27 protein-coding genes are annotated in these 24,498 nt (G+C 68.9%); 13 read left to right on the top strand and 14 right to left on the bottom strand.

The genetic code is table 11. The annotated features are described in order from the left end of the window. Positions 1-194: 194 nt before the first annotated feature. The 8 genes from IQ210_RS11750 to IQ210_RS11785 all read right to left on the bottom strand — a co-directional run bounded on the left by IQ210_RS11750 (position 195) and on the right by IQ210_RS11785 (position 5,456). Complete coding sequence (locus IQ210_RS11750; RefSeq protein ID WP_194078837.1) at positions 195-2,318, bottom strand: FtsK/SpoIIIE domain-containing protein; 2,124 nt, start codon at positions 2,316-2,318, stop codon at positions 195-197. A gap of 149 nt (positions 2,319-2,467) precedes the next feature. After that, positions 2,468-2,638: a pRL2-8 gene (locus IQ210_RS11755; RefSeq protein WP_194078838.1), complete on the bottom strand. Its 171-nt coding sequence runs from the start codon at positions 2,636-2,638 to the stop codon at positions 2,468-2,470. Between the two features lie 2 nt (positions 2,639-2,640). After that, complete coding sequence (locus tag IQ210_RS11760; protein ID WP_194078839.1) at positions 2,641-2,958, bottom strand: hypothetical protein; 318 nt, start codon at positions 2,956-2,958, stop codon at positions 2,641-2,643. 2 nt (positions 2,959-2,960) lie between these two features. Further along, positions 2,961-3,212 (bottom strand): hypothetical protein, encoded by a 252-nt coding sequence (locus IQ210_RS11765; RefSeq protein ID WP_194078840.1) that lies wholly within the window; start codon positions 3,210-3,212, stop codon positions 2,961-2,963. A 33-nt stretch (positions 3,213-3,245) separates the two neighbouring features. Continuing rightward, positions 3,246-3,632 (bottom strand): RRQRL motif-containing zinc-binding protein, encoded by a 387-nt coding sequence (locus IQ210_RS11770; protein ID WP_194078982.1) that lies wholly within the window; start codon positions 3,630-3,632, stop codon positions 3,246-3,248. After that, complete coding sequence (locus tag IQ210_RS11775) at positions 3,632-4,747, bottom strand: conjugal transfer protein (protein ID WP_194078841.1); 1,116 nt, start codon at positions 4,745-4,747, stop codon at positions 3,632-3,634. Before IQ210_RS11775 ends, IQ210_RS11770 begins: the two co-directional genes overlap by 1 nt. After that, positions 4,747-5,193: a Pycsar system effector family protein gene (locus tag IQ210_RS11780; protein ID WP_194078842.1), complete on the bottom strand. Its 447-nt coding sequence runs from the start codon at positions 5,191-5,193 to the stop codon at positions 4,747-4,749. Before IQ210_RS11780 ends, IQ210_RS11775 begins: the two co-directional genes overlap by 1 nt. Further along, entirely contained in the window at positions 5,190-5,456 is a 267-nt protein-coding gene (locus tag IQ210_RS11785; RefSeq protein ID WP_194078843.1) for a DUF6284 family protein, read from the bottom strand. Before IQ210_RS11785 ends, IQ210_RS11780 begins: the two co-directional genes overlap by 4 nt. A gap of 488 nt (positions 5,457-5,944) precedes the next feature. Between IQ210_RS11785 and IQ210_RS11790 the strand changes: the two genes are divergently transcribed. Then, on the top strand, positions 5,945-6,703 hold the full coding sequence (locus IQ210_RS11790) for a GntR family transcriptional regulator (RefSeq protein WP_194078844.1): 759 nt from the start codon (positions 5,945-5,947) through the stop codon (positions 6,701-6,703). Beyond that, a complete protein-coding gene (locus IQ210_RS11795; protein WP_194078845.1) occupies positions 6,700-7,368 on the top strand; it encodes an AAA family ATPase in 669 nt (222 codons plus the stop codon). The genes IQ210_RS11790 and IQ210_RS11795 overlap by 4 nt, the downstream gene beginning before the upstream one ends. Before the next feature lie 47 nt (positions 7,369-7,415). Here IQ210_RS11795 and IQ210_RS11800 read toward each other — a convergent pair whose 3' ends face one another. Both IQ210_RS11800 and IQ210_RS48195 read right to left on the bottom strand, forming a co-directional pair. After that, positions 7,416-8,267 (bottom strand): helix-turn-helix domain-containing protein, encoded by an 852-nt coding sequence (locus IQ210_RS11800; protein ID WP_407699694.1) that lies wholly within the window; start codon positions 8,265-8,267, stop codon positions 7,416-7,418. A gap of 165 nt (positions 8,268-8,432) precedes the next feature. Then, the gene (locus tag IQ210_RS48195) at positions 8,433-8,579 is read right to left on the bottom strand and encodes a DUF6233 domain-containing protein (protein WP_322656344.1); all 147 of its coding nucleotides are present in this window, start codon (positions 8,577-8,579) and stop codon (positions 8,433-8,435) included. Here IQ210_RS48195 and IQ210_RS48200 point away from each other — a divergent pair. Together IQ210_RS48200 and IQ210_RS11810 are read left to right on the top strand one after the other, a co-directional pair. Further along, positions 8,553-9,041, top strand: coding sequence for a LexA family protein (locus IQ210_RS48200; RefSeq protein ID WP_322656345.1), 489 nt, complete (start codon positions 8,553-8,555; stop codon positions 9,039-9,041). The two genes, IQ210_RS48195 and IQ210_RS48200, sit on opposite strands and share 27 nt — an antisense overlap. A gap of 1,174 nt (positions 9,042-10,215) precedes the next feature. After that, positions 10,216-10,911 carry a signal protein gene (locus tag IQ210_RS11810; RefSeq protein WP_194078847.1) on the top strand — a complete coding sequence of 232 codons (696 nt, stop codon included), beginning with the start codon at positions 10,216-10,218 and terminating at the stop codon, positions 10,909-10,911. Positions 10,912-10,926: 15 nt separating this feature from the next. Here IQ210_RS11810 and IQ210_RS11815 read toward each other — a convergent pair whose 3' ends face one another. Next, positions 10,927-11,106: a hypothetical protein gene (locus IQ210_RS11815; protein WP_194078848.1), complete on the bottom strand. Its 180-nt coding sequence runs from the start codon at positions 11,104-11,106 to the stop codon at positions 10,927-10,929. 288 nt (positions 11,107-11,394) lie between these two features. Between IQ210_RS11815 and IQ210_RS11820 the strand changes: the two genes are divergently transcribed. Further along, positions 11,395-12,678: a hypothetical protein gene (locus tag IQ210_RS11820; protein WP_194078849.1), complete on the top strand. Its 1,284-nt coding sequence runs from the start codon at positions 11,395-11,397 to the stop codon at positions 12,676-12,678. 9 nt (positions 12,679-12,687) lie between these two features. Here the strand turns inward: IQ210_RS11820 and IQ210_RS11825 are convergent, their stop codons facing one another. Both IQ210_RS11825 and IQ210_RS11830 read right to left on the bottom strand, forming a co-directional pair. After that, complete coding sequence (locus IQ210_RS11825) at positions 12,688-13,197, bottom strand: GtrA domain-containing protein (RefSeq protein WP_194078850.1); 510 nt, start codon at positions 13,195-13,197, stop codon at positions 12,688-12,690. Between the two features lie 151 nt (positions 13,198-13,348). Further along, the gene (locus IQ210_RS11830; protein ID WP_194078851.1) at positions 13,349-13,855 is read right to left on the bottom strand and encodes a MarR family transcriptional regulator; all 507 of its coding nucleotides are present in this window, start codon (positions 13,853-13,855) and stop codon (positions 13,349-13,351) included. Positions 13,856-13,949: 94 nt separating this feature from the next. Here IQ210_RS11830 and IQ210_RS11835 point away from each other — a divergent pair, with 94 nt between their 5' ends. The 8 genes from IQ210_RS11835 to IQ210_RS11870 all read left to right on the top strand — a co-directional run bounded on the left by IQ210_RS11835 (position 13,950) and on the right by IQ210_RS11870 (position 24,017). Then, positions 13,950-14,315, top strand: coding sequence for an HGxxPAAW family protein (locus tag IQ210_RS11835; RefSeq protein ID WP_194078852.1), 366 nt, complete (start codon positions 13,950-13,952; stop codon positions 14,313-14,315). A 69-nt stretch (positions 14,316-14,384) separates the two neighbouring features. Further along, positions 14,385-15,257, top strand: a complete 873-nt coding sequence (locus IQ210_RS11840; RefSeq protein WP_194078853.1) for a DUF2797 domain-containing protein — start codon at positions 14,385-14,387, stop codon at positions 15,255-15,257. Between the two features lie 235 nt (positions 15,258-15,492). Continuing rightward, positions 15,493-16,233: a response regulator transcription factor gene (locus tag IQ210_RS11845; protein ID WP_194078854.1), complete on the top strand. Its 741-nt coding sequence runs from the start codon at positions 15,493-15,495 to the stop codon at positions 16,231-16,233. Further along, positions 16,230-17,858, top strand: coding sequence for a sensor histidine kinase (locus tag IQ210_RS11850; RefSeq protein ID WP_194078855.1), 1,629 nt, complete (start codon positions 16,230-16,232; stop codon positions 17,856-17,858). Before IQ210_RS11845 ends, IQ210_RS11850 begins: the two co-directional genes overlap by 4 nt. Positions 17,859-17,871: 13 nt before the next feature. Beyond that, positions 17,872-19,317: a bifunctional glycosyltransferase family 2/GtrA family protein gene (locus tag IQ210_RS11855; RefSeq protein ID WP_194078856.1), complete on the top strand. Its 1,446-nt coding sequence runs from the start codon at positions 17,872-17,874 to the stop codon at positions 19,315-19,317. After that, positions 19,314-21,482, top strand: coding sequence for an ArnT family glycosyltransferase (locus IQ210_RS11860; protein WP_194078857.1), 2,169 nt, complete (start codon positions 19,314-19,316; stop codon positions 21,480-21,482). Before IQ210_RS11855 ends, IQ210_RS11860 begins: the two co-directional genes overlap by 4 nt. A 143-nt stretch (positions 21,483-21,625) precedes the next feature. After that, on the top strand, positions 21,626-23,107 hold the full coding sequence (locus IQ210_RS11865) for an MFS transporter (protein WP_194078858.1): 1,482 nt from the start codon (positions 21,626-21,628) through the stop codon (positions 23,105-23,107). Positions 23,108-23,252: 145 nt separating this feature from the next. Beyond that, positions 23,253-24,017 carry a TetR/AcrR family transcriptional regulator gene (locus tag IQ210_RS11870; RefSeq protein WP_194078859.1) on the top strand — a complete coding sequence of 255 codons (765 nt, stop codon included), beginning with the start codon at positions 23,253-23,255 and terminating at the stop codon, positions 24,015-24,017. Here IQ210_RS11870 and IQ210_RS11875 read toward each other — a convergent pair. Continuing rightward, complete coding sequence (locus tag IQ210_RS11875) at positions 24,001-24,474, bottom strand: PPOX class F420-dependent oxidoreductase (protein ID WP_194078860.1); 474 nt, start codon at positions 24,472-24,474, stop codon at positions 24,001-24,003. The genes IQ210_RS11870 and IQ210_RS11875 overlap by 17 nt on opposite strands. Between the last annotated feature and the right edge of the window lie 24 nt (positions 24,475-24,498).

Raw genomic sequence — 24,498 nt, forward strand, 5'->3', positions numbered from 1 at the left:
TTCCGAGCATGGGTCAGGGAGGCAACGGCACCCCCTTCGGGGTGCGCTGTGGAGGGGGTTTTCGGGGTCTGACCTGGGGTGCCTCCCTGCCTCCCTGGACGATCATTCGTGCAGGTCAGGGCCAGGGAGGCGGGTCAGGGAGGGGGGCAGGGAGTTCTCCCTGTCTCCCTGACCCGGGGCGGCTTGCCTCCCTGTCACTCGGAGGCGGAAGCGGAACCGTCTGCGTCGCGGTTGGCGAGGGCGGTGGTGACGCGGTCGCGGGCGACGACCATGCGGCCGTCGGACTTGTACGGCTCCGCGCCGGCCGCGTCGAGAACGCGCTTGAGGTCGAGGAACGACCAGCCGCCGTAGGCGTCCGCGTCGAGGGCGGCGAGGCGGTTGATGACCTCCTGCGTGCGCACCCGGGCATCGCTGCCCAGCACGCTCGCGATGTCCGCCAACGCGTCGCGCTCCACACCCTTCTCGATCACGTGCAGCGTCGTGACGCCGCTGCGCATCGCCTTGGCGCGGGCGGCGATGGCCTTGGCGTCGTCGTCGCCGATGAAGTGCGTGCGCACCGTGATCGAGGACTGGCCCTTGGGGATGTCGATGCCGTCGGACGCGACGACCAGCGTTCCCTTGTCCAGGCCGGGGCGCAGCAGGTTGGGGGCGGCGCCGCCGTTGACGGCTTTCTCTCCGAGCGCCATGACGGCCTGCGACTCCGTACCGAGGGCGAGAGCGGCGCGGGTGTGTGCGCCCTCGCGGACCAGCTTGGGGAGGTTCTGGTCGGTGGGGTCCTGGGTGCCCTGCCACATCAGCACGTTCACGACACGGCCCTGGTTGTGGATCTTACGAACGGCCATGAAGTACCGGCTGGTGGCCTTGGAACCGCCATACGGGCGGCCCTCGTCGTCCTTGACCGGGCACATGAACGCGACCTGTGCCTCGTCCACGATGCAGATCAGCGGATCGAAGACCATGCTCGGGTCGTGCTGACGTGCGGCGATGCGGCGGTTCATCTCATCGACCACGGCCTCAACCATCTCGGTCGCCTCGATCACGTGCTCATCGGTCGGCCCCTGGATCAGGACCGTGGCGATGCCGTCGAACATGGCCCAGTCACCGCCCTTGAGGTCGGCAAGCCGGAACTCCACTGTCTTGTCCAGCGCGGCCCATAGGGCCAGGGAGCGCAGGGACGCGGTTTTGCCCTGGTTGGACAGGCCCGTGATCAGCAGGTGGCGCTGATACAGGCTCAGAGCGGCGGCATCGCCGCGCAGGTCCTGGCCCCACGGGGCGCGGCCCGTCTTGTAGTTCGCGGTGAGGGACTCGTCGGTGACCAGTGGCGAGGGCCCGATCGGCTCATCGAGGGCGCCGGAGTCGGCGACCCACAGCCGGACGGTGCGGGCTGCCTCGGGGATGGTGATGAACACCTCGTGCTCGTGCCGGGTGAGGTTCTCCGCGAGCTTGCGCCGACGCTGCTGCACCTCGTTCGTGGACACCCCCGAGGGGAGGGTGACGTCGACCTCGACACCGCATCCGGCGATCGTGATCGGCGAGAGCATGGACGCGCCGACATCGCCCATCTCCTTGATGGCGTTCCGCAGGGCCGGGATGCCCAGGTCCCGCAGGGCCTTGACGACGATCGACGGGGTGATCGGCTCGCCCTCGCCCGAGCGGACGTTGGCGGGCAGCGCCCACTGGGGTGCGGCCTGCTGCTGCCGGCCGACCGACCACATACCCAGCAGCGCGAACAGCGGGCCGAGGACGACCGCGTACGGCCAGATCACCTGGACGATGTGGATCAGGGCGCCGATGAACTCGATGGTGGCCGAGAGCGGGGTGATGACGTCTTTGACGTCCTTGGTGTTCAGGGCCATGACGATGCCGAGGGCGACCAGGATGCCGATGCTCATGCCGGTGCCCACGGCGACGCCCTTGGCCGCGTCCAGCGGGGAGTGGAGCAGGTCCATGCGGCGGCGGTGGCGGGCGTCGCGGAAGCGCTGGAGACGCTCCTCCCATTCCTCCGCGACCTCCAAGTTGCCTTGGGCTTCGGCGGCGCGGAGCATGCGCTCATAGCGGGCCCCGGTCCGGCCGTCCCACGTGCGACGGGCCATGATCCGGCCCCCGTTGAACGTGTAGAGGCTGTGCCGGGCGATGGCGCGGCCGGCGGTCGTGGTCCGCTCATCGGTAGCGATACGCCGTATGGCGCGACCGGAGCGCACCCACAACGGCACGAGCGGGGCCGGGGCGAGGTCGGTGACCACGGTCAGGGTGGTCACGGTGCCGGCGTCGGCGGGCGGGTCGGTGTCCTTGTGCAGGTTGATGACGTTCTCGGTCATGCTGGGACTGCTCCTGACTGCCCTCATGCGGGCGGGAGTTGAGAGAAAGAGGTCGGGGCGGTCGGGACCGTGGCAGGGACGGCCGCCCCGACGCTCAAGGCAGGAACGTGCAGGTCACACAACGTGCGGGATGTGCGCGGTGGGCGTGGTCACCACCAACTCGACTTCTTCTTCGGCACCCGGTTCGGGCAGCCGTTGACCATGTGATCCACGCACGGCCCGCAGTCCTCACGGGGACGGAGGCGGCGGTGGATGCTGCGGTCGTGGGCGTGCTGCCAGCACTGCGGGCACTCGTCCGGAGGCGTCTGCGTGCGGGCCATGGTCACCACCAGCCCGAGGACTTCTTCGCGGCCTTGGCCTGCGCATACTCGCTGACGATGCGCTGCCGCTCGGTCTGCAACGCGGTCATCTCAGCAGTCAGCCGGGTCAGAACCGACTGCTTGAGCATCTCCAGCCGGTGCTCCGCACGACCGGTGCTCTTGCTCCGCGCGGCGCGGTAGGAGCCGCGCACCAGGGCGCCGGTGATCTGGCGGCGTTCGCTGCTGGTCAGCGGCCACCACTCGTCATTGTGGACCGCTTCGATCTTCCGCCGGGTGTGCTCGATTTCCTTGTCCAGGCGGCGGGTGTTTGGCCTGCCCATGCTCAGCACCCCCCGGACGCGTCGGCGGTCGACGTGGGCGGGGCGGGGATGAGCATGATGGAGATGGCGTCGGGGGTGGCGGTGGCGCCCTGGTCGGCGAGCCACGCCAGGATGTCCCCCATCGCCTTGGCGCGGCAGTAGGGGGCGCCGACGGGCGGGACGACCGTACCGATCGCCCACACCTTCCCGTGTCCGGCAACGTCCACCCAACCGTGCCAGTCGTAGACGAAGGTGGTGCGCGGGATGCTGCTCACAGCAACTCCTTGCAGATGGTGGGGTGTTGGGGTTCAGCCAGCGGTGCGCTGTTCCTCGGTGGCCAGGCACAGGCCGCAGATGCCGTGCCGGGTCGACAGGCAGTAGCTGTAGGTGATCTGGCAGGCCGGGCAGGTGCGGCGGGCGTGCATCGCCAGGGCGAGGGCGCCCCACTTGCGCGAGGTCATCGGACGTACCGGCAGCGCGAGATCGAGGCGGTAGAGATAGGCCACGCGCGGGCCGCCGGTACGGCGGTTGATGCGCATCACCTGCGCCGCTACCGGCTGACCGCCCGGACGCAGTCCCAGGGTCCGTAACTGCCGGCGCGTGGCCAGGCCGTCCGGGGCGAGCTTCCACGGGTAGGTGGGGATGCCGTGCAGGGCGCCGGTGGGGTCGAAGCACTTGCCGTACACGCCGTACATCACGGCGCCGCGACAGTCTTGGCCGCGCGCTCAGCGAGCAGAGCATCACGCAGCTTGCGGGCATTGGCCGGGGAAGTGTGGATCGCCCTGCGGATACCCTCCGCGGTCACCTTCTTGTCCGGCCAACCCTTCACTGCCTTCCGCGCCTCATCGAGCAACGCCGCGTAGGTGCGCCGGGGTTGGGTCGATCGGGCCGACTCGGGAAGTCGACCGGTCGCCGTACGCGGGCGGGTCGATGCCGCCGCCACCGTGCGCGGAGCAGGTGCAGGGATCGGGGCGGCCGGTGCGGTGATGGCGGGCATCGGCTTGAGCGGGAGAATCGACTTGCCCAGGTCGACCGCGACCGGATCGGGCACGCTTAACCGGGACAAGGTGACGACCGGAGCGGGGGTCGATTCCCCCAGGTCAGCCATAGACCGTTTCCTGATGGTCTCGGTAGATTCCTCCGCATTTGCGTCCTGGGGGAGTGCGGGGGCGGTGGGGGTGCCGAACATGGCCGCCAGGGCGGCATCGGCGCCCTCGGTGACCCGATCGCGCTGCACGTCGAGCAGCCTCGATCCGAGCGCGGTGTCACCGACCCCGATCCTGCGGGCCAGGCGCCATGACTTGCGTTCCGACCACTTCTTGACCCGATCGCTCGGGTGCTGGGCGGCGCGGGCGCGGTGGTAGGCGAGCGCCTGAACGAGGTCGGCGGTGTGCCGCTCGTGCTCCGCGTCGCGGCCGTCGGTGTGCACCACGATCCTGCGGGCGAGGAACGCCATGCCCTCGGCCGAGACGGACATGCCCAGCGGGGTCAGGGCGTAGATGACGGTGCGGGCCGGGTCGGGTGCGGCCATGGCCCCCATCACGGACGCGGCGGCGGGCAGGGCCCACAGTCCGAGGCGGACGATGCGCGGGGAGGACTGGCCCAGCATGGTCAGGCCGAGCAGGACCAGGGCGAGGACCGCCGTGGCGCCCTCGCCCGCTCCGAGCGCTCCGAGGGCGGTGCCGGTGCCGTAGGCGTGGCCGATGTTGCTGTATGTGCCGATCCCGCCGACCACGCCGGTGGCGAGCATCGGCACGAACGCGGCTGTCAGCACACCGATCTGAACCTTCGTCAACTCGGTCCGGTGCATCAGGCACCCCCGGCGGTCAGCAGGAGGGCGAGGACGAGCAGGGCGCCACCGGTCAGGGTGAGGTCGACCGCGCGGCGCAGGCACGTGAACTTGGCGACCGCGAGCCGGGACAGTCCCGCGACGTCGGCGGCGAGATCCCCGCCGTTGACATGCTGGGTGATCTCCTCGGCGGTGAGGGTGGCCCACAGCGGGAAGCCGTGCCGCCCTCGCAGGTTCGGGCGGACCGACCGCAGCAGCAGGCCGGCCGCCGCGACCAGCAGCGCCATCCCCGCGCCGCCCGCCACGTAGGCGGGCACGTTCAGCGGCAGGTCTCGGGCGATGGTCCAGGCGCCGGCGAGGGCCGCGCCGACGAACGCCAGCAACAGCGCCGTCTTGTTGTCGGTGCGGGCGATCTCCGCCTTCACCTCAGCGTGCGCGGCCGTCAGGTTTTCGGGCCGGGTGCTCACGCGGCACCCCCGGCGGTGCCGGTGGCGACCTGGTTGGCGAGCGTGCGGCGTGCGGAGAGCAGCCGCCGACGGGCGCGGCGGATGCGCTGGGCGTCCAGCTCGGTCGGCGTGCGGTCGAGGGTGGTGATCTGCGCGTCGATCAGGTCGACGTCCGCCAGGATGACGGGCATCTCCCGCTCGATCGCGTCCAGCTCCGCGTCCGTCGGCTCCATGAAGTCGGCGAACGCGGTAACAGCATCCTGAACAGTCACGATGGGGCTCATGGGTCGTGGTTCCTCTCAGCAGGGGAACGGCCCGAACAGCGGCTCCCGGGGTGCCACCCGGGAGCCGCGCGCCGTTGTGAGGTGATCAGCCACGCCGAACGCGCGGCACGGCCACATCGAGTGGCCGCAGAGCCCCGGGCGAGATCCGATCTCGCGCCCTCGCGGCTGAATGCCGGGGCGATGTGCAGGTGTCTCCTTTGGGAGCCGCGCCCGTATCAGGTAGCGCGGGACCCCGTTGTAGGCGTATGGAGACGTGACCTTTCGGTCACTAAGCCCTCCCGAATGACAAGGGTCGGGTGCGCCCTCGGCCCGCTCTGTCCCGGGCCCCTTGACCTCGAATGAGCCCTAGGGCAGGGCGTGTTGAGGTCCAGCACCCCCGTTCGGCTGAGCCGTCCGGCAGGCACATCCCTAAGGTTCCCTAGGGTTCCCTGCGGTGTCAAGCGGTAGGCTAGGGAACCTCAGGGAAGTGACGACAGGGAGCAGGCGAAATGGCAGGCCAGGCGGACAACCGGGCGCCGTACGCGAAGATTGCCGCCCACTACACGGAGCTGATTACCTCTGGCCAACTGGAGCCAGGAACCCTCTTGCCCAGCATCAAGAACCTTGCTGAAGAGTGGAAAGTGAGCACCGCGACAGCCGAGAAGGCCCTGCGCAAGCTACGCAACGAGGGGCTTGTGCGCGGCATCCACGGCATCGGAACCGAGGTTTTGGATCAGCCGGCTCCCATGTCTTCGGGCTCGCAGCGCCAGGACCGCGGACGCCGCACCGGATCTAGCTGGGGAGCAGGCGAAAGGTCAGACTCGCATCAGGCGGCCGTGGTGCCGGCGCCCGCCGAGGTAGCCCAGGCGTTGGACATCCAGCTCGGTTCCGACGTAATCCGCCGGAGCCGCGTCTACCGAGATCGGCACGGCATCGTGGCTCACAGCACCTCATGGATTCCTGCCCAGTACGGGAAGCTGATCCCCCAGTTGGCGGAGAGCGAACGACTGACAGGGGGGACGTCACTCCAGCTCATCGCCCTAGCAACCGGCCACCCGATCAGCCACCGCATCGACACTGCCTCCGCAAGCCTGCTGACGCCGGAGTACGCACGGCTCCTGGAACTGGACCCCGAGAACCCGCCGACCGAGCCAGTGGTTGTCATGACAGCAAAGTTCGTCGACAGCAAGGGCAGCATCGTGGAATTCGGCGTGGACCTCGGAGGCCCCGGCCGCACGTGGCGCACGGAATCGGAGGTGTCGGCATGACGGTGGTAGACGACACGCTCGCGAGCGTGCTCGAAGACCGCCTAGGGGTACTACTCGCGGCCCGTAGAGCTGGCACAATCACGCCCGAAGCTGAAGCGGAGATGGAAGCCATCTCCATGACCATGACGAGACCGATGTCGCCACGTCCACCGTTTTGTGTCCTGATGGCCGGACTGCCTGGCTCCGGTAAGACCACTCTTTCGCGCGCCCTGACCGCTCGCGGGTTCGTACGGCTGTGTCCGGACGAAGAGATGTACCGTCGGCACGGCGTCTATGGGGTGGATTTCCCCCGAGGGATCTTCCCCACCCTTGAGCGGCCGGTCCTAGAAGACATAGCCGTTGAACTCACTGATGAGCTCAAAGCTGGACACGACGTGGTCGTTGACCACGGTTTTTGGACCCCAGCGGACCGGGCTCATTGGCGAGCACTCGCCACAGACGCTGGGGCAATCCCGGTGCTCGTCTATCTCGCGGCCAGCCATGACGAGTTGTGGGCAAGGATCAGCAAGCGCAACGAGTTCCACGCGAACGATCCCAACTCGATCTACTTCTCCGAAGGCGACCTACAACGGTACCGCGCTCGGTTCTTCCCGCCTCTCAGCGATGAAGCGCACCTGTTGTATAACGGCGATCCTGCGACAGTAATTGCGGCTCTAGAAGAATAGCCAACCGATACTTCGGAATCGGCCGCTAGGCTTTTAGTCGTCTTGTTTTACCGAGAGCCAGGTTCTTCCGATTCAGGGCCACGGGTCACTTCCGGGCGTGCGTCGTCTCCTGCCTGAAGCAAACGTCTGGCCACGTCATCTGCATTCGGCTCGAACCCTAGCTGTGTCAATACCACCGTTGTCTTGGCGCGGTCCTTAATTTTAGGATCCTCAATGCGCTCGATAACAGCCGTCGCCTTTTGGAATCGGTCGTCAGATTCAACCTTTGCTGCAACCTCTTCCGCGACCTTGGCGACCTCAGCCTCCTTCTGTCTCGCTTTACGATGCAGGGCTCCGCCAGCCGCTGTGATCAGTGCACCTGACAGGCCAGTAACCCAATCCAGGCCTTGGCCACCGTCGCGGAATATAGCAATGCCCCCGCTAGTCAGAATAATGATGGCGCCGAGAATCATGAACCCGACACTGACCCAGAACATGACAGTGGATTGCGTTAGTGATCGGTTAAGGTAGTTGAAGTGGAATTTCTGCCGTTGTTCTGAGAGTGTCGCCGGGCCAGATTGTTCCTGGGCTGGTCCGCCAGCATCCGCCCGACCAATCGAGATGTCTCTCCCTGCGGAGATGACGTTGTTTCCGCCTGTCACCACGATCTGCTGACGAGGACCGGAAGTCCTGTGCCAAAGATCCAGAAGGTACCCGTTGGCGCCATAGGCTTTGTCTAAGGCGTCAACGATTGGCAATCTCGGAAGAAACCCTTCCATTTCGCATTGCGTGACATGCGTCCGGCTGATCCCTGTCTCCTCGCTCACCTCTCTGATTGATTTGCCGCTCTCCAGTCGATGTCGTCTGATCTCAACGTGCAGCGCCGGCGGCTTGCTTGGTGGCTCTAGCGCGCTAGTCATGATCACCTCTGGGTCTGTTCACGCTCGACTTACTCGCACGGGATCCAAGAATAGGGAGCATTCGCGAGCCCTGAGAGGCTCCCGACCTAAAAGCCGCAGATTCTCTTCGACATAAGGTGCTAAAGCCTCATTTCAGGGCAATCATGGATCGGCGCTCCGTCCAGCTCAGGCTAGATCGATACCGAGTTCTGTGTCTGGTCGGCAGTGCGGGCATGGATCTACGCGATCCGTGAGCGCCCGCAGCGCCTCCGCGCGCGTTACTCCCGTAGACCGCTTGCCCGACATGTGGCAACCACCGACGTGGACGTACACCGGTGGTGCATCCCGGTTGAGGCCGCGCTCGATCAGCCAATCCGGCTGGGGTGGACGCGCCTGGATGCCACGCTGCCGCTCGGCCTCACGCCGCTCAGCCGCCGAGATTTGATCCCGCACCCGTCCCAGGGTGAGGACGAGCCACGTCTCCAGGATCTGGAGTCGGGGCAGGTCGGGCGGCAAGTCGCTCATGCCTCTAGCTTGCGCCGAAAATCGAACAAGGTTTCTACTGGCGTCATGGGCAGACACAAGGTCGACTACCTGACCGACACCCAAGAGCGCATCTTGCGCGTCATCCGGGAGACCATCGCCGACCGTGGCGAGGCTCCCACCGTGCAGGAGATTGGCGCCGCTGTTGGCCTGCGTAGTCGTGCTTCAGTTCACTACCAACTCGTGGAACTAGAGATGAAGGGTGCCATTGTTCGCGAGGTTGGTCGATCGCGTGGCATCAGGCTCGCATGAATCAGCCGCCCACCTCATCCTGCCTGTGGTGGGCAGCCGTCGTGCCCACGGCGGGCAGGTGGAAGACCCCATGCCCGTAACGAGTTCTCGCCTCGGATCGCAACGATGACGTTCCCCCGCCGAACATCTCCTCTCCGCCATGGGTGCCTCCTGCGGCTTGACCATCGTGGCCCGTCCGTCCACGCGGAGAGTCCTCGTGGTTCGGTGTGGCCTCACGGCATGAGACTGGCGGTCGGGACGCAATCCGTGTTGTCAGTGGTACAAGCTAAAATGCCGCCCCCTTTTCGTGTCTACGCGGATAGAAGTAGGTGCGGAATAAGAGAGTCCGCATCACCCGGTGTAGTCACCTGAAGATTTTTCTAGTCCACCACATGTGGACAGCATCTCCGCAGGTCAGGCAGGGGGGCCTGTGGATTTCTATTCGTTGTCCACCGCCCTTTCCCCAAGGTCGTGCACAGATTTCGCGGGTTTACGCACAAAAACGGGACCGTCGTCCACAGGGGCTGTGGATAACCGAATTGGCTGAGGGCTTACTCACTGCCACCATGTCGGCAACGGGTGGTGTGGCCGCAACGAAAAGGCGGCCCCCGCTGGCACGGGAGCCGCCCCGACCTTGTCCCCAGGTTGAGAAAGGTCTAGCAATGACGGTACCCATGAATCCCGAGACGCCGCGATCCGAGGCTCTGCCTGTGGAGGAAGAGGAGCCCCCTAAGCGGGCCGGCTTCATCCGAGGGAGGCGACTCATCACCACCGGGGTGGTTGCACTCGGACTCGCGGTAGTGGCCTTGGTGCTGGTCTTTCCGCGTCTCGCGGCCCCGATCGGTACGTCCGCAGGCGTGGTGGCCGCGGTGGTTCCGTTGGTGCACCGCTGGGGGCGCGGCGGTCTGCCCGATGGAGGATCGGCTAACGAGCCGTAGGTGCTGCACATTTCGGGGCTGCGCTGACATCAGCGGCTGACATCAACAGGGGTGTACAACCGCGTACGATGGCACGCCTGAAAGCCCCGGGGGGTTCGGCAGGCTCCAGTAGGTGAGCGGCCCACGATGGTGGTGCACGCGCCTACGGATCAGAAGGTTGCAGGTTCGAATCCTGCCGAGTGCACACAGGTGAAAGGCCCCGGAGAGATCCGGGGCCTTTCGCGTTTCATGGTGATGTTCCGGGGAGGGAGAGCGCGATGAGGGTCAGGGGCGGCGGCAGAGCGGGGCTCGTGGGGGTGGGGCTCGCGGCCGTGCTGGTGGGGTGCGGTGGTGGGGGCGACACGGAGGACGCGGGGTCCGGGGAGGCGTCGGAGCGGGCGTCCACGGCGTCTGCGTCTGCGTCCGCGTCCTCGTCTGCCTCTGCGTCCTCGTCTTCGTCCGAGCAGGGACGGCTCGCTCCCGATGTGCTCCAGAGCCGCTGGTGGTCCTGGGCGGCGTCGGAGCCCGAGTCGACGAACCCGGTCGCGGACGAGGACGGCGGTGACTGTGCGCGGAACCAGCCGAAGGACATCTGGTTCCTGGCCGGCACCTTCGGTACGCGGGCCGCGCGCAGCTGCCCGGTCCCGGCCGGGGTGCCGCTCGGCTTTCCCCTGGTGAACCGGATCGGCGGGACCGCCGACTGCGTGCAGTTCATGGACGATGTCGAGGGTTCGGCGGTCCTGGACGGCAAGAAGGTCCAGGCGGACGTCTACCGCGACCAGGCGGTCACCGTGGAGGGCACGGCCGGCAATCCCGTCACCGGCACGGACGAGACGTTCGAGGGCACCGGGTGCGGGCTGTGGGTCCAACTGCCCGGCCTGGAGAGCGGTGTGCACACGCTGAAGATCCGGGGCCGGGCCGCCGACTTCGCGACGGGCGTCGACTACACGCTGACGGTGGCCGCCGGCTCGTAGGCGTCGTACGGCAGTTCAGGCCGCCGCCCCGGCCAGCCGGTGGAAGGCCTCGATCGTGCGCGGGTGGGCGAGCTCGTCCAGGAGGTGGCGCCACTCGGGGTCGGCAGCGGCCGGGTGGGTCAGGTCCCAGGCGGTGAGCAGCGGGGCGAGTTCGCTGTCGTCGGCCGGGGACGGGGGGTTCGCCGGTGTGTTCATGGGAGCTTCCTTCCTGCGAGGGGCCAAGCCCCTGGGACGGGATGCGTTCCTCCGAAGGCCATTCCCAAGGCCCTTCCGAAGGCCATTGAGAACCTCTGTCTTCCACCATGCCGCGACGCCCCTCGCGGAACCATGGAGTCGCCCACCGGACCGGGGGTGTGGCCAGCCCCACCCACCCGGTGCGGCGGGCCGGTGCGGGCTCAAGTGCCCGGCCACTCCCGCCCGTTGAGGCGAACATGTGCGCTTGTGTCACATGTTCGAAGGCGCCTAGTTTTTCGCGTCATGACCATGACGAGAAGAACGATCCTGCGGGGCATGGCCGCCGCCCCCTTCGCCGGCGCGGCCGCGAACGTCCTGTCCGCCGCCCCCGCCCATGCCGCGACCGTCGCCGCGAACCAGTACTCCCTGACGAGCCGCTCCTCCAACGAGCACGGCGAATTCGCCGCGCTGGCGGCCGGGTTGGCGGCCCGGCTGACCAAGGTGGACGCCACCACCGTCATAGCCACCACCAACCGCGACGCCAAAGCGCTGAGCAGCGCGCCCAGCACCGCCGAGGCCTTCCAGACCGGCTTCGCCTGGGACCCCGCCGACCAGGACGTCCTGTACTGGATACCCCAGGGCGTCACCACCAGCGCCGACGCCTACGGCAACGGCCTCTACCCGGACAGCGCCGGGGACAAGGTCGTCCTCGTCTCCTGGTACTTCGAGACCGACACCGACCCCGACACCCCGGGCGACGAGCAACCCATCGACAAGGGCATGCGCCTGACCTTCGTCGACTACAACGCCGCCGCCGCGCCCACCTATCGGCACGTCCTGCTGGTCGAGCCGGTCCGGACGGCCACCGGCGCCTACTCCTTCGAACCCGTGCAGAAGCACGCCGGCGGCATCATGTGGTACGGCAACCTGCTGTACGTCGTCGACACCTACAAGGGCCTGCGGATCTTCGATCTCGACACCCTGTTCACGGTCGAGACCGCCGAGAAGGACGTCTGCGGTCTGCACACCGACGGCAAGTACTACGGGTACGGCTACCAGTACGTCCTCCCGCAGAGCCACGCCTACGACAATGCGGGAACGTATCTGCGCTACTCGACCATCGGCCTCGACCGCGCCAGCACCCCCGACAGCCTGGTGATAGGCGAGTACTCGCTGGACGGCGTGGTCTCCTACAACGACCCCGGCCACACCTTCAACGGCACGGGCGCCCCCGCCGAGACGACACCCCACGTGGTGCGCTGGCCGCTCGACTACACCGACCGGCACCCGGGCTCGCTCACCGCGACCGAGGCCGTGACCGTCGCGCAGAAGAAGATCCAGGGCATCGTCTCCCGCAACAGCAAGCACTACCTCTCCGTGAGCGCGGGCCTGTCCACCAAGGGCGCCCTGCGCACCTTCACCTCCGGCTCGTCCACCGCCACCACCGTCGCCGACCTCGCCGTCGGCTGCGAGGACCTGAGCTTCCACAGCAGCGGGGCCTCCGGGTGGGCGTACGGCGAGTCCGTGATCTGGAACGTCAGTGAGTACGACGGTCTGCGGTACGTGTACGCGGTGCGGGCGGACGGCTCGTAACGGAGTGTCCTAGAGGGCGAGTTCGAGGTCGCCGTGGTGGAGGCGGGCGGCGGTCGGCAGGGGCCGTACCGGCACCGCCTCCTCCGTGCGGCCGCCCGCGAAGACGCACAGCCGCAGCACCAGGAACCGGCCGATGCCGGCGAGGGCGGAGGCGCCCAGGTAGACGGCCTGCTCCCAGGCGAGGCCCGGCGAGGCCGCCACGGCGTGCAGCAGGAGCATCGCGGCGCAGGTCACCACGTAGGCCACCGTCGCCGAACCCGCCGACTGGAGATGGCGGCGCAGTCCGGCGCGGCGGCCGGTGCCGAACGTGAACAGGGCGTGCAGCTCGGTGCAGAGAAGGGTGGACGCGACCGTGATCACCGCGTTCGCCAACGCCCAGGGCATGACCGTCGCCAGCAGCGGGACCGCCGCGCCGGCCAGCAGCCCCACGCCCCCGCCGCACATCACGAACCGGACGAAGGAGGTGAGCGCGCCCACCCCCTGCTGCACGTCCGGGCGCTCCGTGCGGTGCGTCTCCATGGCGGTGTCCTTCCGGGGCGGTCGGGGAGCTGCTGACGTGCTCCACGATCTCCCGGCGGGCCTCGCGAAACGATGGTGTGCCCTCCCGGAACGGGGGTAGGGCCAGCTCCACCATCTCCCTTGGGTCACGCCCTACTTGGGCTCCCTTCGGCTACGCCTGCTTGGTGCGCCCGGCGTCCTCCGCGTCCTGGCCGCGCAGCTCCTCGACGTACTCCAGCGCGAGGCCTGCCGTCCGCGTGAACCAGTCGTTCAGTACGGCGATCTCGGCGGCGGAGTAGTCGGCGAAGAGGGTGTCGAGGCGGGCGTAGTAGGGGCCGTACAGGGCCGTGACCCGGGCGACCGCGGCCGGGACGGCGGCGACGCGGACGCGGCGGCGGTCGTTCGGGTCGGGGCGGCGGGTGATGAAGCCGCCGCGTTCCAGGCGGTTGAGGATGCCGGTCATCGCGCCGGTGGTGACGTGGGCGTGCTCCGCGAGGTCGCCAGCGGTGAGCAGGTTCTCGCCGGCCTTCAGGACGCAGGCGAAGCAGAGCAGGTCGGTGACGTTCAGGCCCAGCCGCTGGGCCATCTCCTGCTGGCCGAGCAGGTGCGTCGCGATGAGGGAGTCCATCGACGACAGCGCCTCGGCCGGGGTCGTGGCGGGGCGGGGCTTGGCGTGCATCCGTGAATTACCTTAGATCGTGAGAGATTTAGCTGCTAAATTACTTACGACGTGAGAGATTCGAGCGGTTCTGCTGTGGGCGGGAGGCTGGAACGTGAGTGCGCACCAGTATGACGAGGGGCACACGATCGCGGGGTGGACCGGATGCGCCGTGGCCACGGTCGGTGGTGTCGTCCTGGGCCTCGGGGTGGTCATGGTGTCGGTCCCGGTGCTGGCGGGCGGGGGTGCCCTGGTGGTGCTGGGGGTCCTTGTCACCTGGGGCCTGCATCTGGCGGGCTGGGGCAAGCCGCCGGGGCGCCGGCCGCGGGAGGAGTGGGGGATGCGGACGCGGGACCTGTCGGCGCGGGACGGGCATCCGGGGTGTGTGGGGTGCCGGTTGGCGGGGCGGGGGCGGCGGGCCGCGGTACCGGTGGTCGCCGCCGCCGAGCCGGAGGTCGTCACCGCGGACGCCGGTGGCTGAGCGGTGGTGCCGTCGGACGTGGTCGGCTGATCGGCCCGTTGTCAGTGCCGGCCCCTACTCTCGTCAGAGATGGCACAGGCATGGAAGTGCTCGGGGCTGCGATGGTCGGCGGACGGTCCCGTGCTGGCGTGGGACGGCGGTCGGCGCAGCGCGCTGACCTGGGGGAAACGGGTGGCCTTCGGGGTCGCGGACGGGGGTGTGCGGACGTGTGTGGGAGCGCGGGGGCATGCGTGTCCGGTGCGGGCGGCCGTGTCGGGGCGGAGCACGGGGGCGCGGTGCGAGGAGTGTGCGCGGCTGGACCGGGCGCACTCCGTGGCCGCCGACACCATCGCGGACGACCCGCGCCCGTACCACGTATATCTGGCCTGGTTCGGGCCCGGCATGACCAAGGTCGGGATCACGGCTGAGGAGCGGGGTTCCGCGCGACTGCTGGAACAGGGAGCCGTCTGCTTCAGCTGGCTCGGCGTCGGCCCGCTGATGGCCGCCCGGCGCACGGAGGAGCTGCTGCGGGCCGCCCTCCGGGTGCCGGACCGGATTCCGTACGCCGACAAGCGCGCGGTGCGGTCCGCGTTGCCGGGGGCGGAGGCGGAGCGGGCGGCCGAGATCGCGGAACTGCACGGGCGGGCGCTGGCGTTGGGTGCCTGGCCGGAGTCGCTGCGGGCCGAGCCCTTCCGGCCCGTGGACCACGTGGAGGTGTTCGGCCTCGCGGGCCTGCCGGACGCCGCCGGCGAGGTGGCCGAGCTCGTCGCGGGCGGCGCGGTGGGCGGACGGTTGGTCGCCGCCGCCGGGCCGGATCTGCATCTGGACACGGGGGGCGGGGTGGTCGTGCTGGACACGCGGTTGATGACGGGGTGGGGGCTGGTGCCGGTGGAGGGGGCGGAAGTCTCGGTGCCGGTGCGGGAGTTCAGGAGGGAGGCGGGAGTGCAGGACGGGTTGTTCTGACGGACGGGTTGTTCTGACGGACGGAGGGAGACAGGGGGAGGCGGTGACAGGTTCCCGAAAGGGTTTCCTTTGAAGGACGAGGCCGGGAGCGGGGTGCAGAGCATCACAAAAGGGGGCTGAATCCTTGGCGTGACGGGGTACGGCCAGCGTTGTCTTGGTGTTCCCTGTGCGTTTCTCAGGGAAATCACAGGAAGCCGAAAGCCTGTTCTCAGAGCGTCCCGACAGTGTGTTCACCATGACCACGACCTCGCCCCAGGGGCGCACCGAACTGCTGAGGCCGGACGGGAGCCCCGTCCGAGTGCTTGTGGTGGACGACGAGCTGTCGATCACCGAACTGCTGTCCATGGCCCTGCGCTATGAGGGATGGCAGATCCGGAGTGCGGGGGATGGCACCGGTGCCATCCAGACCGCGCGGGAGTTCCGGCCCGACGCCGTCGTTCTCGACATGATGCTGCCCGACATGGACGGCCTGACCGTCCTCGGGCGGCTGCGGCGTGAGCTGCCGGACGTCCCCGTCCTGTTCCTCACCGCGAAGGACGCCGTCGAGGACCGTATCGCCGGGCTCACCGCCGGGGGCGACGACTACGTCACCAAGCCGTTCTCCCTCGAGGAGGTCGTGGCTCGGCTGCGTGGCCTCATCCGGCGCTCCGGTGCCGCCGACCGGCGCTCCGACTCCGTGCTGGTCGTCGGTGACCTCACCCTGGACGAGGACAGCCACGAGGTCTCGCGGGCCGGGGAGTCCATCCACCTCACCGCGACCGAGTTCGAGCTGCTGCGCTTCCTGATGCGCAACCCGCGGCGGGTGCTCAGCAAGGCGCAGATCCTGGACCGCGTGTGGTCCTACGACTTCGGCGGCCAGGCCAATGTCGTCGAGCTGTACATCTCCTACCTGCGCCGCAAGATCGACGCCGGTCGCGAGCCGATGATCCACACCCGGCGCGGCGCCGGTTACCTGATCAAGCCCGCGGCGTCATGAGCGGACGACGACGGCCGCGTCCGCAGAAGAAGCGACTGGGCAAGCCGCGTACCCTGCGGGCGCGGCTCGTCGTCGCGTCCGTTGTGCTGATCGCCGTGGTGTGTGCGGTGATCGGGACTGTGACGACGTTGGCGTTGCGGTCGCATCTGTACGACCAGTTGGACAAGCAGCTGGGTGACGTCTCGGCGCGCGTGTACATGGGCAGCAAGCCGCCCGGCGCGGGAGACAAGGGCGGTGCCGCCGTTCCCCAGAACTCCCAGGTGAGCAACCTCAGCCTCGATGACTTCGTCACACGTGGCCCGCAGCCGGCGGGCACGATCATCGCCAAGGTCGTGAACGGCAGCATCACCGATGCCCGGGTCGGTGAGAAGGACGAGGACACCACCGACGTCAGCGGGATGAAGGCCGAGAGCGTCGGCGAGGCCGCGCAGTCGGCGCTGAACGAGGTCTCCCAGGGTGATGGCGAGCACACCGTCGATCTCCCCGGCCTCGGCGAGTACCGCGTCGTGTTCAAGACCACCGACGCCGGCAACAGCTACTACGTCGCCATCCCCACCTCCGGCGTCAACAACACCCTCAACACCCTCATAGCCGTAGAAGCCAGCGTCACCGCCGCCGGCCTGGTAGCCGCAGGCATCGCCGGTACCGTCATCGTCGGCGTAGCCACCCGCCCCCTCCGTCGCGTCGCCGAGACGGCCACCCGGGTCTCCGAACTCCCCCTCCACACCGGCGAGGTGAACCTCAGCGAGCGGGTCCCCGAGTCCGAGTGTGACCCGAACACCGAGGTCGGCAAGGTGGGCGTCGCGCTCAACAGAATGCTGGACCACGTCCACGCAGCCTTGCACTCCCGCCAGCAGAGCGAGATGCGCGTACGCCAGTTCGTCGCCGACGCCAGTCACGAGCTCAGAACCCCCCTCGCCTCCATCCGCGGCTACGCCGAGCTCACCCGGCGCGGCAGAGAGCAGATCGGCCCCGACACCCGCCACGCCCTCGGACGCATCGAGTCCGAGGCGGGGCGTATGACGTTGCTGGTGGAGGACCTGCTGCTGCTCGCGCGGCTCGACGCCGGTCGGCCTCTCCAGTTCGAGCAGACCGACCTCATCCCCCTCGTCGTCGACACCGTCAGCGACTCCCGTGCCGCCGGCATGGAGCACAACTGGCGGCTGGACCTGCCCGACGAGCCCGCGCTCGTGTCCGCGGACGCGGCCCGTGTCCAGCAGGTGCTGGTCAATCTCCTCGGCAACGCCCGCAAGCACACCGCCCCCGGCACCACCATCACCGCCCGCGTCCAGCGGCGCGGCCCCTGGATGTGCGTGGACGTCGAGGACAACGGCCAGGGCATCCCACCGGATTTGCTGCCGCATGTCTTCGAGAGGTTCGCGCGCGGTGACTCGTCCCGGTCCAGGGCCTCCGGGTCGACCGGGCTCGGGCTCGCCATCGTGCAGGCCGTGGCGACCGCGCACGGCGGTGCCGTGACCGTGGACAGCGTGCCGGGACGGACCGTCTTCACGGTCCACCTGCCCGCGCTCGCCCCCGTGACCCCCCGCCCGGCGCCCGAAACGAATTGGCAATCGCACTCACAGGCACAGCACAGTGCCAGCACATGGGTGCAACAGGGCACTTGACGACAGTCGGTTCATGCGAACCGACTCTTCTCCCGGCACTCTGCCGGCGCGGGAGCACCTCCCGGCCGCAGATGCCGGTACGCCTGTCCTGGACGTAGTGATCCCCGTCTACAACGAGGAGAAGGACCTCCAGCCGTGTGTGCGCAGACTGCACGAGCACCTCACGCGCACCTTCCCGTACGCGTTCCGCATCACGATCGCGGACAACGCGTCGACGGACACCACCCCGCAGGTGTCCCAGCGGCTGGAGGCGGAGATCGCCGAGGTCCGGGCCTTCCGACTGGAGCAGAAGGGACGCGGTCGCGCCCTGCGCACCGTGTGGTCCGCCTCGGACGCGCCGATCCTCGCCTACATGGACGTGGACCTGTCCACCGACCTCAACGCCCTGCTCCCGCTGGTGGCCCCGCTGATCTCGGGCCACTCCGACCTGGCGATCGGATCGAGGCTCGCCCGCTCCTCACGAGTGGTGCGCGGCCCCAAGCGGGAGTTCATCAGCCGCTCGTACAACCTGATCCTGCGCGGCTCGCTCCAGGCCCGCTTCTCGGACGCGCAGTGCGGCTTCAAGGCCATCCGGCGTGACGTGGCGCAGGTGCTGCTGCCGATGGTCGAGGACACCGGATGGTTCTTCGACACCGAGATGCTCGTCATCGCCGAGCGCGCGGGACTCCGTATCCACGAGGTGCCCGTCGACTGGGTCGACGACCCCGACTCCACCGTCCACATCGTCAAGACGGCGACCGAGGACCTGAAGGGGGTGTGGCGCGTGGGCAAGGCCCTGGCCACCGGCTCCCTGCCGCTGGACCGGATCGCGCGTCCCTTCGGCGACGACCCGCGCGACCGCGAGATCAAGGACGTACCGAAGGGACTGGCCCGCCAGCTCGTCGGATTCTGCGTGGTCGGCGGCCTGTCGACGCTCTTCTACCTCCTCCTCTACAGCGGCTTCCGGACCTTCTCCGGCTCGCAGATCGCCAACGCGCTCGCGCTGCTGGTCTCCGCTGTCGCCAACACGGCGGCCAACCGCCGGCTCACCTTCGGAGTGCGCGGCAGCGGCGGCGCCGTACGGCACCAGGCGCAGGGCCTCGTCGTCTTCGGCATCGGCCTCGCCCTGACCAGCGGCTCGCTCGCCGCCCTCAACGCGGCCAGCAGCAGCCCCGCGCACTCCACCGAACTGGCGGTCCTGATCGCCGCCAACCTCGCCGCGACCGTGCTGCGCTTCCTGCTCTTCCGCGCCTGGGTGTTCCCCGAGCGCCGCGAGTCGACGGTGGTCGCGAGCCACACGCCCGCCCACGCCGCACAGCAGTCGCTGCACCCGCCGCTGCCGGTGCGCGCGGGCGGCAACCACTTCACGTACGACGACCAGTTCCGCGCCGGTGAAGCCGCGGACCGCACCTGGGGGGACGCCACCATGCAGTTGCAGCCGGTGCGTCCGACCGACACCGACCCGAGGGACGCCCGATGACCATCACCAGTACGGCCGTGCAGGAGCCCTCGGCTCCCCCGGCCCCGCCCGCCCCCGAGGCCGGCGAGCCCAAGCAGCCGTTCGTGCGCAGACTCTGGCGCGGCCGCCCCGAGGACCCCCGCTGGGCGCGCCCCGCGTTCTGGGGCCTGCTGCTCGCCACCGCGGTCCTGTACTTCTACAACCTGAGCTCCTCCGGCTACGCCAACTCCTTCTACTCCGCGGCCGTCCAGGCCGGCAGCCAGTCCTGGAAGGCGTTCTTCTTCGGCTCGCTCGACGCGGCCAACGCCATCACCGTCGACAAGCCCCCGGCCTCGCTGTGGCCGATGGCCCTGTCGGTGCGGATCTTCGGGCTCAGCTCCTGGGCGATCCTGATGCCCGAGGTCCTCATGGGCATCGGCACGGTCGCCGTCGTGTACGCCTCCGTGCGCCGCCGCTTCAGCCCCGCGGCCGGTCTGATCGCGGGCGCCACGCTCGCGCTCACCCCCGTCGCGGCGCTGATGTTCCGGTTCAACAACCCGGACGCGATGCTGGCCCTGCTGATGGCCGTGGCCTGCTACTTCGTCGTCCGGGCCGTCGAGGACGGCCGGACGAAGTGGCTGGTGTGGGCGGGTGTGGCGATCGGCTTCGCCTTCCTCGCCAAGACGCTCCAGGCCTTCCTGATCCTGCCGCCGCTCGCGATCGTGTACGCGGTCTGCGCGCCGGTGTCCCTGAAGAAGCGCTTCGGCCAACTGGCCGCCGCGACAGCCGCGTTGATCGTCTCCGGTGGCTGGTGGGTCGCGATCGTCGAACTGTGGCCCGCCTCCTCCCGCCCCTACATCGGCGGCTCCCAGAACAACTCCTTCCTTGAACTGACCTTCGGCTACAACGGACTCGGCCGTCTCAACGGCGAGGAGACCGGCAGCGTCGGCGGCGGTGGCGGCAACAGCGGCGGCCAGTGGGGCGAGACCGGCTGGGACCGGATGTTCAACTCCGAGATCGGCGGCCAGATCTCCTGGCTGCTCCCGGCGGCCCTGATCCTGCTGGTCGCGGGCCTGTGGGCGACGCGGAAGGCGCGCAGGACGTCCGTCACCCGCGGTTCGTTCCTGGTCTGGGGCGGCTCGCTGGTCATCACCATGGTCGTCTTCAGCTACATGGCGGGCATCTTCCACCAGTACTACACGGTGGCCCTCGCCCCCTACATGGCGGCCGTGATCGGCATGGGCGCAGGCCTCCTGTGGGAGAAGCGCGCCGAGCTGTGGGCGTCGATCACCCTCGCGGCGTCGGTCGTGGCGGCGGCCGCCTGGAGCTACGTCCTTCTCAACCGCACGTCCGACTACCTGCCCTGGCTGAAGTGGCTGGTCCTGATCGGCGGCCTGGTCGCCGCCCTCGGCCTGATCTTCGCGGGCCGCATCAACCGCCAACTCGCCCTCGCCGCGGCGTCCCTGGGCCTGGTGGCCTCCCTCGCCGGCCCGACCGCGTACACCATCAGCACCCTCCAGGAGGGCCACACCGGCTCCATCGTGACGGCCGGACCGGCCGGCGCGAGCATGATGGGCGGCGGGGGCGGCGGCCGGGGCGGTGGCCCGGGTGGCGGCGGCGGTATGGGCGGTGGAATGCCGGGCCAGAACCAGCAGAACGGCAACGGCAACACCCAGAACCAGCAGGGCGGCGGCAACGGCTTCCCGGGTGGCGGCGGTATGCCGGGTCAGAACCAGCAGAACGGCAACGGCAGCACCCAGAACCAGCAGAACGGCGGCATGCCGGGCGGCACGGTCGGCGAAGGCGGCGGCATGGGCGGCGGCGGTGGCGTCGGCGGCCTGCTGAACGGCGCGACCGTCTCCGACGAGGCCAAGAAGCTGCTGGAGACCGACTCTGGCGACTACACCTGGGTCGCGGCGGCGATCGGCGCCCAGAACGCGGCGAGCTACCAACTCTCCACCGGCGACCCGGTGATGGCGATCGGCGGCTTCAACGGCACCGACCCGTCCCCGACGCTGGCCCAGTTCAAGCAGTACGTCGAGGACGGCAAGATCCACTACTTCATCTCGTCCGGCTCCGGCGGCGGCATGGGCGGCAGCAGCAGCGGCACGTCCTCGCAGATCACCTCCTGGGTCGAGGCCAACTTCAAGAAGGTGACGGTGGGTTCGTCGACCTTCTACGACCTGACGCAGAAGGCGAGCAGCTGACGTAAGGAACGAGAGAGGGCGGCGACCGGCCATGGTCGCCGCCCTCTTCGTCGTACGGCGACTGGCCATGGCCGCCGCCCTGTTCGTCGTACGGCGAGAAATCGCGTTGTACGGTGTATAGCGAGTGTTCTACGGTGTACAACATGTCCGCTCCCGCACCCACCACCGTTGCCCAAGGCCACCCCCAGCGCTGGCTCATCCTCGGTGTCATCTGCCTCGCCCAGCTCACCGTCGTCCTCGACAACACCGTGCTGAACGTCGCGATCCCCTCGCTCACCCGCGAACTGGGCGCGGCCACCTCGGACATCCAGTGGATGATCAACGCGTACTCGCTCGTGCAGTCCGGGCTGCTGCTCACCGCGGGCAGCGCCGCCGACCGCTACGGCCGCAAGAAGATGCTGATAGCCGGCCTGAGCCTGTTCGGGATCGGCTCGCTGGTCGCCGGACTGGCCGACAGCACGGGCCAGTTGATCGCCGCGCGGGCCGGGATGGGCGTCGGCGGCGCGCTGCTGCTGACCACCACCCTCGCCGTCGTGATGCAGATCTTCGCCCCCGAGGAGCACGCCAAGGCCATCGGCATCTGGGCCGCCGTCAACGCCCTCGGGTTCGCGTGCGGTCCGCTGCTCGGCGGGTTCATGCTGGACCACTTCTGGTGGGGCGCCATCTTCCTGATCAACCTGCCGGTCGCGGCGGTGGGGTTGGTGGCCGCGGTGACGCTGGTGCCCGAGTCGAAGAACCCACGAGGAGACCGTCCCGACCTGCTGGGCGCGCTGCTGTCGACGATCGGTATGGCGTCGCTCGTCTTCGCGATCATCTCCGGGCCCGAGCACGGCTGGACGTCGGGGCGCGTGCTGCTGACGGCGGCCGTCGCGGTGGCCGTCCTGGGCGGGTTCGCGTACTGGGAGAGCCGGATCGAACACCCCATGCTCGACCTGCACTTCTTCAGGAACCGCCGCTTCACGGGTGCCATCGCGGGCGCGGTGCTGATCACCTTCGGCATGGGCGGCTCGCTCTTCCTGCTCACCCAGCACATGCAGTTCGTCCTCGGATACGGCCCCCTGGAAGCCGGCCTGCGCACGGCGCCGCTCGCCCTGTCGATCGTCGTCCTCAACTTCTCGGGCCTGGCGGCGAAATGGGCGACGAAGCTGGGGAACCCGGCCGCCATCGGAGTGGGCATGGCGTCGATGGCGGCCGGACTCGCGTCCATCGCGACGGTCGCCTCCGGCGGTTACACCGGGACGCTGATCGGGCTGCTGCTCATCGGGGCGGGGGCGGCGATCGCCAACCCGGCGATGGCGCACGCCATCATGAGCTCCATTCCGCCGGAGAAGGCGGGGATCGGGGCGGGTATCAACGGGACGGTGGCGGAGTTCGGGCAGGGGTTGGGGGTGGCGGTTCTGGGGGCTGTGTTGAGCTCGCGGTTCGCTGCGCTGATCTCTGTGGCGGGGGCTTCGTTGCCGGCGGCGTTGGCCGAGGCGGGGTCGGCTGCGGAGAGGGTGCGGATTACGGAGGCGTTCTCTTCTGGGCTGGAGAGCAGTTTGCTGGTGGGGGCGGTTGCGGTGTTGGCCGGTGGGTTGGTCGCCGCTGCGTTGTTGAGGCGGGCTGAGCGGGGAGAGGGTGCCTAGTAGCCCGGGGGGTTCGGTGATTGCGCGCATGCAGGTCCGTTGTGGCTGGTCGCGCCCACGCGGCGGAGCCGCAAATTGATACAGCCCCGCGCCCCTGGAGGGGCGCTTAAGCTGATCGGCGTTTGTGAAGCTAGGAAGGTGCGCCATGGTGGAGGCGGGGCAGCGGGCGGCGCGTACCAGTGTCTGGCTCGAAGGCAAGGCACGGCGTAGTGCCCGGGGCGGCGGGCAGCCCTCCGGGCTCGACCGCGACCGCATCACCTCGGCCACCGTCCGGCTCCTCGACAGGGAAGGGCTGGCCAAGTTCTCCATGCGGCGGCTCGCCGGCGAGTTGAACGTCACCGCGATGTCCGTCTACTGGTACGTCGACACCAAGGACGACCTCCTCGAACTCGCCCTCGACGCCATCTACGGCGAACTGGACCTCCCCGACCCGGAGGCGGACGGCGAGGACTGGCGGGACCAACTCCGGGCGCTGGCCCGGGGCTACCGTTCCCTGCTGGTCCGGCACCCCTGGATCTCGCCGCTGGTCGGCACCTTCCTCAACATCGGCCCGAACAGCCTGGCCTTCTCCCGGGTCATCCACGGCGTGATCCGCCGTACCGGCCTGCCCGCCTACGGGTTGGCGGCGGCCATCTCCTCGGTCTTCCAGTTCGTGTACGGCTTCGGCACGATCGAGGGCCAGTTCAACGCCCGTTCCGCCCAGGTCGGCATGACCCCCGACGAGTACTTCCGCGACGCGATGAGCGCGGTGACCCAGGCCCCGCAGACCGCCGACCTCGTCAAGGAGGCCGAGGACATCATGGCGGCGCGGGGCGGCGACACGGTCGAGGAGATGTGGGAGCGGGACTTCGACTTCGCCCTGGACCTGCTGATCGCGGGGATCGAGGCGATGGTCAGGCGTCCGGCGTGACGAGACGGGCCGGGAAACCACCCGTGGCGACCGGCCCCCACTTCTCCGGCGTGATCCTGATGATCGACTTGCCCTGCTTCACCATCGCCGCCCGGTACTCGTCCCAGTCCGGGTGCTCCCCGGAGATGTTCCGGAAGTACTCCACGAGCGGCTCGACGGAGTCGGGGGAGTCGATGACCTCGGCGGTGCCGTCGATCTGGACCCACGGCCCGTTCCAGTCGTCGCTCAGCACGACGACGCTGACCCGCTCGTCCCGCTTGGCGTTCCGCGTCTTGGCCCGCTCCGGGTAGGTCGAGACGACGATCCGCCCGGAGTCGTCGACCCCGCACGTCAGCGGAGACGCCTGCGGGCTGCCGTCCGCCCGGCGGGTCAGCAGCAGGGCCTTGTGCCGGGGCCGTACGAACTCCAGCAACTCGTCGAGGGAAACACGGGTGTTGGTAGCGATGCTCGGTGCCATGGCCCCAGCCTAGGCCTGCCGTGT

Source organism: Streptomyces justiciae, from assembly GCF_015163075.1.
Taxonomy (GTDB): Bacteria; Actinomycetota; Actinomycetes; order Streptomycetales; family Streptomycetaceae; genus Streptomyces; species Streptomyces justiciae.